This is a genomic window from Hydrogenovibrio kuenenii DSM 12350 (assembly GCF_000526715.1).
Taxonomy (GTDB): Bacteria; Pseudomonadota; Gammaproteobacteria; order Thiomicrospirales; family Thiomicrospiraceae; genus Hydrogenovibrio; species Hydrogenovibrio kuenenii.
Genome location: NZ_JAGP01000001.1, coordinates 609,242 through 621,827, shown reverse-complemented (window position 1 = coordinate 621,827; position 12,586 = coordinate 609,242). Strand labels below are relative to the sequence as shown.

At 38.3% G+C, this 12,586-nt stretch carries 11 protein-coding genes and 1 tRNA gene; 6 read left to right on the top strand and 6 right to left on the bottom strand.

The window, feature by feature from the left end; all coding sequences use genetic code 11:
* The first annotated feature begins 317 nt into the window (after positions 1 to 317).
* Complete coding sequence (locus tag N745_RS12215; protein ID WP_024850633.1) at positions 318 to 896, top strand: Spy/CpxP family protein refolding chaperone; 579 nt, start codon at positions 318 to 320, stop codon at positions 894 to 896.
* Between the two features lie 84 nt (positions 897 to 980).
* Here N745_RS12215 and N745_RS0102865 read toward each other — a convergent pair whose 3' ends face one another.
* Positions 981 to 1,433: an Rrf2 family transcriptional regulator gene (locus N745_RS0102865; RefSeq protein ID WP_024850632.1), complete on the bottom strand. Its 453-nt coding sequence runs from the start codon at positions 1,431 to 1,433 to the stop codon at positions 981 to 983.
* A gap of 88 nt (positions 1,434 to 1,521) precedes the next feature.
* Here N745_RS0102865 and N745_RS0102860 point away from each other — a divergent pair, with 88 nt between their 5' ends.
* Together N745_RS0102860 and N745_RS0102855 are read left to right on the top strand one after the other, a co-directional pair.
* Positions 1,522 to 2,049 (top strand): hypothetical protein, encoded by a 528-nt coding sequence (locus N745_RS0102860; protein ID WP_024850631.1) that lies wholly within the window; start codon positions 1,522 to 1,524, stop codon positions 2,047 to 2,049.
* Positions 2,050 to 2,115: 66 nt separating this feature from the next.
* Entirely contained in the window at positions 2,116 to 3,051 is a 936-nt protein-coding gene (locus N745_RS0102855) for an HPP family protein (protein WP_024850630.1), read from the top strand.
* Positions 3,052 to 3,093: 42 nt separating this feature from the next.
* Here N745_RS0102855 and hmpA read toward each other — a convergent pair whose 3' ends face one another.
* Positions 3,094 to 4,272 carry an NO-inducible flavohemoprotein gene (gene hmpA / locus N745_RS0102850; protein WP_024850629.1) on the bottom strand — a complete coding sequence of 393 codons (1,179 nt, stop codon included), beginning with the start codon at positions 4,270 to 4,272 and terminating at the stop codon, positions 3,094 to 3,096.
* Positions 4,273 to 4,407: 135 nt separating this feature from the next.
* Here hmpA and N745_RS0102845 point away from each other — a divergent pair, with 135 nt between their 5' ends.
* Complete coding sequence (locus N745_RS0102845) at positions 4,408 to 4,836, top strand: RrF2 family transcriptional regulator (RefSeq protein WP_024850628.1); 429 nt, start codon at positions 4,408 to 4,410, stop codon at positions 4,834 to 4,836.
* Between the two features lie 90 nt (positions 4,837 to 4,926).
* On the opposite strand, the gene N745_RS0102840 is transcribed toward N745_RS0102845, so the two are convergent.
* From N745_RS0102840 to N745_RS0102830, 4 genes are all read right to left on the bottom strand, one after another.
* A tRNA-Asn gene (locus N745_RS0102840) sits at positions 4,927 to 5,002 on the bottom strand.
* 284 nt (positions 5,003 to 5,286) lie between these two features.
* On the bottom strand, positions 5,287 to 6,528 hold the full coding sequence (locus N745_RS11645) for a putative bifunctional diguanylate cyclase/phosphodiesterase (RefSeq protein WP_169729904.1): 1,242 nt from the start codon (positions 6,526 to 6,528) through the stop codon (positions 5,287 to 5,289).
* 13 nt (positions 6,529 to 6,541) lie between these two features.
* A complete protein-coding gene (locus N745_RS12210) occupies positions 6,542 to 7,318 on the bottom strand; it encodes a hypothetical protein (RefSeq protein ID WP_157833739.1) in 777 nt (258 codons plus the stop codon).
* A gap of 8 nt (positions 7,319 to 7,326) precedes the next feature.
* Positions 7,327 to 8,214, bottom strand: a complete 888-nt coding sequence (locus N745_RS0102830; RefSeq protein WP_157833738.1) for an ABC transporter substrate-binding protein — start codon at positions 8,212 to 8,214, stop codon at positions 7,327 to 7,329.
* Between the two features lie 87 nt (positions 8,215 to 8,301).
* On the opposite strand from N745_RS0102830, the gene N745_RS0102825 reads away from it, so the two are divergent.
* Both N745_RS0102825 and N745_RS0102820 read left to right on the top strand, forming a co-directional pair.
* Positions 8,302 to 9,750: a cryptochrome/photolyase family protein gene (locus N745_RS0102825; protein ID WP_024850626.1), complete on the top strand. Its 1,449-nt coding sequence runs from the start codon at positions 8,302 to 8,304 to the stop codon at positions 9,748 to 9,750.
* A gap of 357 nt (positions 9,751 to 10,107) precedes the next feature.
* Positions 10,108 to 12,552 (top strand): methyl-accepting chemotaxis protein, encoded by a 2,445-nt coding sequence (locus N745_RS0102820; RefSeq protein ID WP_024850625.1) that lies wholly within the window; start codon positions 10,108 to 10,110, stop codon positions 12,550 to 12,552.
* The last annotated feature ends 34 nt before the right edge of the window (positions 12,553 to 12,586 follow it).

Sequence of the window (12,586 nt, the reverse complement as noted above, 5' to 3'; positions counted from 1 at the left end):
AACACACAATCAACGAACATAGTATATAACATCAACATCATCACTCAGAATACCAATTGAAACTTAATTCATTATGAAGACATTATTGATTTAAACCTTTCAGTTAAATTACACAAAACCCTATAACCAACTGTTTGACATAAACAATAAAAAGATTAACAATCAACAACATAGAGTCTTTGACAACAACATATACATTCAAAGTCTTGCTTCAAAATCGTTTTCTATTTTTAACACCGCAACGACAGGAGGTCAGCTCGCGAGGTAAGTCGTATTTTGTCTATTTAATTTTTTTTATAGTTATAAAGGATTACAAAATGAAAACAATAATTAAAGCACTCTTACTGACATTCACTTTATCCTCACCTTTTACAATTGCACAGGCTGATGATCACAACTATCCACCGATGGGTTATGGTGGCATGAGCATGATGGGCGGTGGCTACAGCCCAGGCATGATGAATGGTCAAGGCATGGGGTATGGAAATGGCTACCACATGCGCAATGGATATGCTCCAGGAATGATGGGAGGTTACGGTATGAGCATGATGGGTGGCTTTGGCATGGGCTATGGTATGCGAGGTCAAGGCATGGGCATGATCAACCTGAGTGACGAACAAATGAAGCAAATGCAAAAAATTCGTTCTGATGCAATGAAAGACATGCAGCCAATCATGCGCAAAATGTGGAAAGCCAGAACCGCTTTATGGAAAGCGATGCGTACTGACAAACGTGATTATAAAATGATCGGTAAGGCTTACGACAACCTTTCTGCTCGCAAAAAAGAAGCCTTTGTACAGCGATTGAAAATGCAAGAAAAAATGAGAAAAGTCCTTACCAAAGAGCAAAAAGAAGAGCTCAAAGATGCTTATGAAAACATGATGATGGGTAACTAATACTTTCAATCTAAACTGGATCAGGCCTCATCGCATTGATGAGGCCTAGCTTTTTAAATACGTTAAACTCAAAACCTAATCAGGTTACTTAAAAAAGTTCTCCGTGCCTCCTGTATGCAACAGGTTCGATAACGGCCGATCATTGCGGGTAATATCCGACAGACTATAGTTATCCAGAGTCGTTAAAAAAGCTTCCATCGCTTCATTTAACACTGGTTTAAGCAAACAAACCTCCTTAATACAACACATGGGTTCATCACAGTTAACAGGGTTTAAAGTCATTTCCAAACGGCGGACCACCTGCCCTACCGTAATCGTCGAAGGTGCCCGACACAAGAAAATGCCGCCTCCCTTTCCTTTTACCGTGCTGATAAAACCCTCCTGACCCAATCGGTGCACAACCTTAATTAAATGATTTTTGGGAATACCAAACTTATCTGCAATGGTTTGAATCTGTATTTTCTCAGTTCTATCTTCTTGAATCGCCAAAAACATCAGCACCCGCAAAGCGTAATCAGTATATTTTGTTAACTGCATAAAATGTATCTTATATATATCTTATAGACTTCTAGTTTCTTTTCATTTAAGATGCATCTTAAATACATCTTAAATCAGGAGTCGCCTTATGTCACAACACGCCTTTGATTATAACCAAAAAAGACGGGCTAGAACGCCACATAACATTTTCAACATGAACATTATTCTGGTTCATCTATTTGCCGTTGTTATTCTATTTGAACTCAATCTGATTCACTGGTTTTGGCTAATTCCAGTTATCTCCATCAGCATTATGCTATTTCAATATTTTTATTGGAAATCATTACTTACCGAAATCAAAAAACATGCTCAGTCTCATTGGTATATCGTTGCAAATTGGTCATTGGCAATCAGACACAATAAAATTGTATTTATCGCTTATCTGGTCTGTGGAACGATATTCTTAACTGGCTATGGCATCTCCAACTACATGACGACTGATCCAAACATGGGCAATATCGGCATGATGGTATTTCTATATTTATCTGGCAATCTCATGCTTATCACCTTAGTTGTGACCTTTGTGCTCAGTAGTGGCGCCATCTGGCACACAAACAAAGGGGAAATCACCCGTGCACTGGAAAAAATAAAAGCCGGATTAGAACTTCCACGATAACATCAAACCTATCGCTCAAGGCAAGTACATACTTGCCTTGAACAATTGAAACCATTCTTTAACCCTATGAAAAACCTCTTCAACATACTCTCTGATTTCGCAGGCTGGGAACAACAGCCTGTTAGCCATCATGAAAAATTCATTTCCGCAATCGGTGGCTTTATCTCTATTCTAGCCATCACCATCATCAGTAGATATTTTTTAGGACAAGACGCTTTCTGGCTGCTAATTCCATCAATGGGGGCATCTGCAGTCCTTTTATTCGCTGTACCTCATGGTCCACTTTCACAGCCTTGGCCCTTAATTGGTGGAAACTTAATTTCCGCCATCATTGGCGTAACGAGTGCCTTGCTCATTTCTGATCAAGTCATCGCCATTGCTTCCGCAGTGGGGCTTTCCATTCTCGGGATGTATTATTTCAAGTGTATCCACCCTCCTGGAGGAGCAACCGCAATGATCACTGTTCTGGCGACCAAAAGTGTTCATTCACTTGGTTATAGCTTCATCATGACCCCAGTACTTTTGAACACCCTATCCATTTTCATCATCGCCATGTTATTCAATTCATTTTTCAAATGGCGTAGATACCCAGCATTTCTCAATCAAAAAAGAAATGTTGAACTAGATTATCAGGAACATTTTTTTAATCATGAGGATTTCATCAACGCCCTCAAGAAAATCGATTCCTTTGTGGATATAAACGAATATGACTTGAAAAGAATTTTCGCATTGATCAATCTAAGTGCCAATTTGAGTCGAATGAACAAGAATGAAATTAAGCTAGGCAGCTACTATAGTAACGGCGAGCCTGGAAGTGAATGGGCAGTCCGACAGGTCATTGACGAAGACGTCAAAAAAGAGCTCATTATTTTCAAAGAAATTACAGGAAAAGATAAAACTGCCAGTGAATGCCTAACCAAGACACAATTCGCTAACTGGGCTAAATATGAAATCAGCAAAGAAAACGGTCAATGGGAGAGAAAACCTAGCATTACAAAGTGAAGCCACCTAAAAGTGGCTTCATTAAAAAGCAGGGAAAGTCTATCAACTCAACTTGGTCGTTGGGCCAAAGACTTCATAGTGTAGTTGATCCTCTTCATACCCCAACGCCATACAAAGTTTATTCACCTCTGACATAAAGCTTTTCGGCCCACAGAAATAAACATCCGCCTCATTTTCAGGCAGCCATTCACTCAGAATATGCTTGGTCAAATACCCCTGATGATCGCCACTTTCATCAGATTCATAGGCAACGTAATATTTAAAACCATAGTTTTCTTGAAGCGTTCTGAGCTCCTTTTCCATAATATGGTGTTTTTTATCTCTACAACATTGAATAAAAGTGATCTGCTCACTATCAAAATACCTCAGTTCATTTAGCAGCATGCTTAAAACAGGCGTAATCCCTACACCGCCAGCAATAAACACTTTGCTGCGAAAACTTTCCTTTAAAACAAAATCTCCAGTTGGAGGTTGTAGCCAAACAGCATCGCCAACGTCAGCAGAATGTAAATAATTTGAGACAACACCCGGATTGCTACTCATATTCTCTGCTTTAACCGTAATACGATAAAAATCATCTCCTGGTGCATTTGAAAGCGAATATTGACGAATTTCATCATACCCATCATTCGCAGGCTTAGTCTTAACCCCGACATATTGTCCAGCTTTAAAAGAAACCAACTCTTTATCCTCTGGCAACAAATAAAAGGATTTTACGCCTTCCGCTTCTTCGACAATCTGGTCTATTAAAAATGGCTTAAACCCTCTCCAGCCCCCCAACTTATTTTCATTCTCCGCATAAATTTGCTCTTCAACATCAATGAAAATACACGCCAAAGCATCATAAGCAACTGCCCAGGCTTCAAGAATGGGATCATTGTCACCTAACCCTAAATACTCCTTGATGGACTCCAAAAGATATTTTCCAACTATCGGGTAATGCTCTGGGAGAATATGCAAACTTGCGTGCTTATGCGCAATGCGCTTTACCATCGGTGTCAGGTAATCCAATTGGTCTATATAACTCGCATACATAAAAACCGACTCCGCAAGTGCCTTCGATTGCTCACCTTGTGCTTGATTTGCCATATTAAAAATATTTTTTAGCTCAGGATGATTGGCAAACAATTTCGTATAAAAAATATCTGTAATTTGTACGCCTTGCTCAGCCAATACTGGAGCAGTTTCTTTTATTGTTTGGATGATTTGGTCTGACAACATAATTGAATTTCCTGTTTTTTATGTGAACTTTATAAAGATTCATCTATTTTGAATCTTTATAAAGATGCATATTAGATGAATCTAATGTAGAATGTCAAACACAATAAAAGTTTAAATTCAGGACGGCACTATTTCATGCAACTGACCAAACAGACAGATTACGCTTTCCGCGTACTGATTTACCTCGGCTCACAAAATGATGAAAAACTGGCTACCATACAAGCCATATCCGAGACCTTTGATATTTCAAAAAGTCATTTGATGAAAGTGGTTCAGAAACTGGTAAATCATGGGTTCATCCAATCCGTTCGTGGCCCTACTGGCGGAATCAAACTAGGCAAAAATAAAAATGAGATAAACCTGAGGCAGGTCATTGAATTAATGGAAGTCACACTTAAGCCCGTTAACTGCGATGTTCCAGTTTGTAGAATCAACCAAAGCTGCGAACTCAGAAAGTTCTTAGATCAGGCTCAAAGTAAATATCTTGAATATGCTGAACAATTCACACTTGCAGACCTAGTGACCAATCCAGTACAAAAAGATATTTTTTTCAAAGCTAAATAGTGAAATTTGCACTACAACTAAAAATTTGAAACAATAAAAAAGCCAGACTTCATTCACTCGTAAGTGTTTGAAATATCTGGCTTTAGAATGTGGCTCCCGATGCTGGACTCGAACCAGCGACATACGGATTAACAGTCCGGTGTTCTACCAACTGAACTAATCGGGAATAGCTTTTTGCTTTTCAACTTCCTTAGAGGGGGTTGGAAAGTCGTTTCTCAACTTACCCTTAGGCGTTGAGTTCTTCGTTTGATGGAGCGTATTATAGAGAAAATATCGTTCTCTGCAACCCCTTTTTAACAAAAATATCACATTTAATGATGTGATCAAAGAGTTAAAAACCAAGCTGTCTAAAAGCGCCTAAAAGCTACCTTTTGAAAGACAACTTCAAGTCGTTTGCTTTTCATTTAATGAAAAACAAAAAACCAATAAAAACAAGGTATTTAAGCACCATCACGCTTCTTGTGAAATACTGGTTTCTGTATGATGCACATCCAAGAAATGATAAAAATCTGTTTCAGGCAGAGGCCGAGAACAGTAGTACCCTTGATAAATATCACAACCAACTTGTTTTAAATACTCTAGCTGACTGATAGTTTCCACGCCTTCGGCGACAACGGTCATATTGAGGCTTTTGGCCATTTTAACGATGGTTTCAATAAACACAGCCCCCTGTTTACTGCTGTAGTCATCAACAAAAGATTTATCGATCTTCAGGCAATTGATCGGGAATTTTTTAAGGTAAGACAATGAAGAATACCCTGTACCGAAATCATCTAATGAAACCGTCACACCAAGTGTCTGTATGTTTTTTAAAACCTGATAGTTTTGCTGACTCTGTTCAAAAAACAGGTATTCTGTGATTTCTATATCTAATTTGCTTGGCTCAACTGGATAAGTTTGTAACAAGTGCCTGAACTCTTGCTCAAAACTATCCGCAATCAACTGCTTGGTTGCAATATTGATTGATAGGTTAATATCTAGTCCACGCTGCTGCCAATCATAGAGTTGTTTAACCCCTTGTTCTAGAATCCATTGGCCCAACTCGACAATAAACCCATTTTCTTCTGCCAATGGGATAAATTCAATAGGTGGAATCAAGGTCCCATCAGGTTTTATCCACCGGATTAGTGCTTCTGCGCCTAGGATTCGATTGCTACGCATATCAACTTTAGGTTGATAATAAAGTTCAAAATGACCATTTTTTAGAGCTTGACTCATTTCCTTTTCAAGCGAGATAGTTTTTTGTACCTGCTGATTCAATTCATCCGTATAAAAATAGTATTGTGCTCGCCCCTTCTTTTTGGCCTCATACATGGCAATATCTGAACATTGCATGAGTCGAATAAAGTCCTTACCATCATGCGGGTAAAACGCAACACCTACACTGCTAGAAATATTGATAGTATGCTCTTGAATTTGGAAAGGACGAGACAGCTGACTTTGCATACGCTCAATGGTTTCTATTACATGAGACGCATGATCATAGTTATGCAATAGCAAGATAAACTCATCACCACCAACACGAGCAACAAAATCATCATCCTCTAAATTATTTTCAAGGAGTCTACCCACTTTTTTCAGCAGCTCGTCCCCTATGTGGTGTCCAAGAGAATCATTGACAGTTTTAAACAAATCCAAATCAAGAAACAAAAAGGCAAATGCTTCTTGCTTTTGATCCGATTCCTTAATCATTTTTTCTAAATGCTCATTTAAGTGCATTACGATTTGGCAAGCCTGTTAATGCATCTTTTCTAGACAACCAGAAAAGTTGTTTCTGCTCTGTTTCCAAACGTTCAAATGCCTCTATCATTTTGGCTCGAATCAGATCCAACTCAAACAAACGAAGTGGACGGTCAATATTTTTTCCATCGGTCAAATACGCTTTAAGTTTTTCTAAAGGTCTAGAGATAAAAACAAACAAAATAGCAAAGAGTATCAGTGCAAGTAAGGTACCGATAACGCCATGATAGAGAAGAAATTTATTTTTGTTATAAGTGACATAACGTGAAATCTCACTCTTATCGAGCAAGAATATCAATCTTAAAAGTTTTAAATTACCGTTTTGATAAAACCGTATTTTCCCTTCAAAACTTTTGCTATCGTTCAAATATTTATATGAAAATTCCATTCCAGCATTAAAAACACTGAGATTATTATTAGGTAATGTTCGATGATTAGGATCTGTTGTCATCAACAGTTTAGAGTTATCAAAAACCATAATTGACTGAACGAAATCATTATTGGCGGCTGCTCTATCAAGAATTGCTCGTTCGCCTTTTAAAGCGTCCTCATTTTCTATGTTTTTCGACAAGACATAACTGATTTCAGACATATCGTCTTTAAGGTTTTTTAAAATTGCTTTAGCGGTTTGTTCCCTTTGCGACGAGTAATAGTCATAGGATACGGTGTAAAACACCACCAACATCAGTACTACTATCAAAACCACAAATTGTTTAATGTTGACTTGCGCCCTTAATTTCACAACACTTCTCACAATAAATGATCAATCGGGTAATGCGACTGTTTTAAGCGCTGCTTTAATGCTCGCGTCAAAGAATCATTAATCCATTCAATATCCTTAAGTGAAGCTACAAAATCTTGATAACTTAACTCCAGCAAATAAGGCTTAATGGTCTGATAAAATTCATTCGGATTATCATGCAAAGCTTTTACAGCACGAGCAACCGCCTTTTTTAATCCTTGGAATTGTTTCCGATGTTTGTTCAAAACGTCCTTGGTCGTAAAGAGCGCATCAACCACAAATATATCCAAGTTATCTCGGGTAGAGGCAATTTCTTTAAACCCTTTCTTTTCTAAAGAAAGGTTATATGGCGTGTAAGTTACGATCATTGTCGGACTTGTATTTTGCTTAAGCTTAACGGTAGAAATGGTTGCTTGATCTTCATTAATAAAATTGAAGCGCGACTTCTCTAAACCATATTTGGCCATAAAGTCATCTATCAACGTACGATTAATGGAATCCATTTCCAAATAGACTTTAATAGGTTGGGTGGCCGCTTTCAGTTCATCAATCGTTCTATTACTCAATATGAGGTCACCACCGTTTGAACGGTCAAACATCATCACGGCGGTTAAATTTGGTTTTTTGTTATGCATCACATTGTATTCATACTGCGTACCAACATAGGCATCGGCATTACCCGCTTGATATAAGTACATATTTTCACTAAGTGAAACTACATGCAGTAATTTGATATTAAGAGGATCAAGCCAGCCTTTCGCTTTAGCATAGAATAAAGGAGAGTAACCAACCCAAGTGGTTGCGGAAATTCTTAGCTTTTCTGGCGGCGCCGAACAAGACGAAAGCACCAAGACAAATAGGCTTGTTAAAAATAGACGTAGAAAAGTAGTTCGCATAGCAGGTGCGCTCAAATATTGATACCCAGCATTTATGGAAGAATTTAAGTACATGTTATCATAAGAAATTAAAAAACTATATTTTCTATGAAAGCTCTTGTTTGGATACAACGTGAATTCCGCATCGACTACTTAGAGTCGCTTCAAAATGCGCTCTGCGAAGCGGATGAAGTCATCGTCGCTTACTTTCACGACAAAGCCCAAACCATTGGTGATGCCAATACAGTTTGGTTAACTATGGCACTAGAGCAACTCAAAGCGGATTATCAAAAACTAGGCGCTGATATATGGATATTATCAGGAAGTTTTGAAACCATATTTGAAACTTTATTGCGCCAAGAAAACATCCAAAAAGTCTACTATTGCTTTCAAGTCGGAGAACCATTCACTAGCCAACGAAACCTTGCTTTGTCAGTCTGCCAACGCAACAAAGTAAAACTCAAACCATCTTTTTCCGAGTTCTGGTTTGCACCCGACCAAATACATAACCTACAGGGCAAACCCTATTTGGTGTTTACGCCTTTCTACAAAACATTAATGAAGCAAATTCATCGCCTTGAACCTTTAGACACAACTCAACAAAACAACCTTAGCAAGTTGCTACTGCCGCCTAAAATCCATGCGACACTACCAGCAGATCTTAAACAGATATCTCAAACCGCTTGGGCTAAAAAACTCCTAACTCACTGGCAAATTGGGGAGACCCCAGCCTGGCAGATTTTTAATGATTTTCTACTGCATAAAATAAGCGAATATAACGAGCTAAGAGATTATCCTGCACATGATGCCACATCAAGACTGTCACCTTATTTGCATTTTGGCCACTTACCTGCAAGGCAGCTTTATTTTGAAACTCAAAGTTTTTTACTAGAGCTCCCCAATAAGAGGGAGGTTTCTCAAGCTTGGTTACGCCAACTGATATGGAAAGAGTTTGCCAGACATTTGCTTTTTTGGTTTCCTCACACCCAAACCCAACCTTTTCAATCGAAATATATACAAATGCCTTGGAATAATGAAGCTGACGAAGAAAGTGTCATCGCAATTAAAGCTTGGCAACAAGGTTTAACAGGTATACCAATTATAGATGCGGGTATGAGAGAGCTGTGGGAAACAGGTACAATGCATAACAGAGTTCGTATGCTGGTTGCATCCTTCTTAACAAAAAACCTTAATCTCCATTGGTTGATTGGTCAAAAATGGTTTGATGAAACTTTATTGGATGCTGACCCTGCAAACAATGCCATGGGTTGGCAATGGGTTGCTGGTTGTGGTGTGGATGCCGCCCCCTATTACAGACTCTTCAATCCTGTGAGGCAAAGTATAAAGTTTGATGCTGATGGCACATACTTGCGCCACTGGCTACCGGAAGTTGCGCCCCTCTCTAACAAAGCCATTCATCAACCATGGGAATATAAGGATGAATGCTTGGAAAAGCATATCATTCTTGGGAAAACCTACCCTTCTCCCATTATTAACTTGCCGGCAAGCCAACAAGAACACAAAAATAGAGTCGGAAGCTTAAAAGCAATTAAATAAGTTCTTTCTCTATTAAAACTTACAGAAGAAAAATTAAACCAAACTTAATTTTTCCTTAACAAATATCGAGTAACCTAAAGGCAGAGGAATAGGAAGAAATAAAGAGGTAGTTTAAAAAGGTCGTACAACCCAATAAGATAAAACCTCGGCTTATCAAAAAAGGCTGTACGAAATATTACTACCTTCCTAGTTACCAACGTTTTTACCCGCCGAAATATTCCCTTTTTTTCTATAGAATTTTCCGCACTACTTATTAAATAAAACGATAAACGAAATAACAAGAACCCTCTCAATATCCATTATCATTTACAGATAAAAATTATAAAAAATACAAAATATCGTTCAAAGGAGTTCGACGTGTTAAATAGACTGACGATTAAGTCCAAATTATTACTATTGGCTTTTATCCCCTTAGCAACCAGCCTTTTTTTCTCAGGGCAATATCTGTCAAAAAACCTAGAACTACTGACACAAAGCCAAGAAAGCCAAGTCTTATTCAACAACACACTCGTACTCAACAAACTCATTAAAAGCTTACAACTTGAAAGAACATATACTGCAGGCTATATGGGTTCAAAGGGAAAAAAATATGCCTCTGAACTGGTTTCTCAGCGAAAAAAATCGCATGAAGCCTATAGTCAATTCATGACATCTTTAAACCAAGTGTCACAAAAGATTAAATCTCCTGCTCTGCTCAAACAAATTGAAAAACAAAAAAAGACCATTGCGACCAATTACCAAAATTTGACAAACATATATGAACTAATCGATAACTTAAAAACAAAGAAAGGCGGAAAGTTTTTTTCAAAACTGGATAGTGTACTGTTAAAAATTATTTCAATTTATGCCAACAACACACCTGACCATGGTCTATCTTCCTCACTGAATAGTCTTTATTACTTTATGTTCGCCAAACAGACTGTTGGCGTTGAAGGTGCAGTATTTAATAATGTTTTATCTCGCGCCCATTTCACTAAATTACTAGGCTTTAAGTTCAACCAAGCTTACTTCAAAAAGTCCGCTTATTTGAGTGGATTTAAACAATATGCTACACATGCTGAGCTGACGAACTTATCCCAAATGTTAAGCTCGCCTGCATTTAAAAGCATGAATCAATTTGAGACACTAGCGCTAAACAACTTAAACGCAACTAACATTGACGCCAATGCTGAAGAATGGCAGCAAATCATTAAGTCCGTACTGGAAAAAATGGATGGTTTCCAATCCAGTTTACTGACAAATGGTACTCAAATGGCTGATAACCTTTACGACTCTGCATTACAATCCGTATGGTTTGCTTCTGCGGCGATAATACTTAGCCTATTGATTGTTTTAAGCATGATGTACTTCATTATCGTCAGTGTGCAACGCGCAGTGCAAAACTTATTAAATTCAATGAAGTCTGTAGAGGAAGATGGAGACTTCTCTATTCGAGCCAATATAAATGGTTCAGACGAATTTGCTTTACTGGCACAAACTTACAACCACTTACTTGCGAGCATGGAAAAAACCATCCAAGAAGTAAACCAAGTGTTATCTGCTGTCAGTAATGGTGACTTTAGCCAATCCATTGAAGAGAATACCAAGGGAAATCTACTTTCTCTACAACATGGAACCAATACAGCCACAAGTTCAGTTTCCATGATGACAAATGAACTGGATAAAGTGATGACAGCTATCACACAAGGTGAATTCAATGTCCGATTAAGCCAGGACGTGCCACAATCTTTTAGAGAAAAAGTCGATATGGCAATGGAAACGCTTGATCAATCTTTTACACAAACTATGAAGGCAATTGACGGATTGGTTAAAGGAGATTTCTCTCAACATATCGACTGTCCATCAGCAAAAGGAATGATTAAACGCTTAATCGAGAGCATCAACTCTTCTATTTCCGAAATTCAATCAACATTTGATGAAATCAACCAAGTGATGTACGCACAAACTGAAGGTGATCTGACACAACGTGTCTCAGGAAACTATCAAGGTTCTTATGAAACCCTCAAAAACTCTATCAACAAAAGTATTGAGGAAATGGCTCAGATTATTCAACAAATCCAGCAGGTTTCATTATCTGTAGACCAAAATGCTCTTGAACTCAGTCAATCTAGTAGTCAGCTCTCTGAGCGCGTACAACAACAAGCGGCATCTTTAGAAGAAACTGCGGCCGCATTAGAACAAATCACAGCAACGGTACAAAATGCCACTGAACTCACTGAAGATGCTTTCAAAAATGCTTCTGTCGCACATAAGCAAGCTAATCAGGGAGAGGTGGTTATTAACGAAACGGCTAAAGCAATGAATGAAATCAAGAATATGTCACACAATATTACAAATATTGTTGCATTGATTGACTCAATTGCCTTCCAAACCAATTTACTAGCACTGAATGCAGCCGTTGAAGCTGCCCGTGCAGGTGAGCATGGAAGAGGCTTTGCAGTTGTAGCAGGTGAAGTCCGTAGCCTAGCCCAAAAATCTGCTGATGCTGCAAAAGAAATTTCGACCCTCATCACAAAAACAACTGAAGAGGTTGATAAGGGTGAAGCGTTAATGCAATCTTCGGTAACCGAGTTACAACAAATCAGTCAGGGCGTTAATTCCTTGAGTCAGACCATTCAGCAAGTAAATGCTTCTGCCAAAGAACAGGCCGATGGCGTACAGCAGATTAATATTGCTGTCAGCAGTCTTGACCAAGATACACAACAAAATGCAACCGTGGTTGAAATTACCTCAGAAACAGCTCAGAAGCTTAAGCAAGAAGCCTCTTTATTAGCTAGTGTTATTTTAAAATTTAAGGTATAAATCTTTTACTACTTTTGCTTCACTTGCAAAAGTG

Bases quoted from the DNA above. Each gene is read 5' to 3' on its own strand.
- N745_RS11645 (WP_169729904.1), bottom strand. From the start codon at position 6,528: ATGATTAAGGAATCGGATCAAAAGCAAGAAGCATTTGCCTTTTTGTTT.
- N745_RS12215 (WP_024850633.1), top strand. From the start codon at position 318: ATGAAAACAATAATTAAAGCACTCTTACTGACATTCACTTTATCCTCA.
- N745_RS0102860 (WP_024850631.1), top strand. From the start codon at position 1,522: ATGTCACAACACGCCTTTGATTATAACCAAAAAAGACGGGCTAGAACG.
- N745_RS0102855 (WP_024850630.1), top strand. From the start codon at position 2,116: ATGAAAAACCTCTTCAACATACTCTCTGATTTCGCAGGCTGGGAACAA.
- N745_RS0102825 (WP_024850626.1), top strand. From the start codon at position 8,302: ATGAAAGCTCTTGTTTGGATACAACGTGAATTCCGCATCGACTACTTA.
- N745_RS0102830 (WP_157833738.1), bottom strand. From the start codon at position 8,214: ATGCGAACTACTTTTCTACGTCTATTTTTAACAAGCCTATTTGTCTTG.
- hmpA (WP_024850629.1), bottom strand. From the start codon at position 4,272: ATGTTGTCAGACCAAATCATCCAAACAATAAAAGAAACTGCTCCAGTA.
- N745_RS0102865 (WP_024850632.1), bottom strand. From the start codon at position 1,433: ATGCAGTTAACAAAATATACTGATTACGCTTTGCGGGTGCTGATGTTT.
- N745_RS0102845 (WP_024850628.1), top strand. From the start codon at position 4,408: ATGCAACTGACCAAACAGACAGATTACGCTTTCCGCGTACTGATTTAC.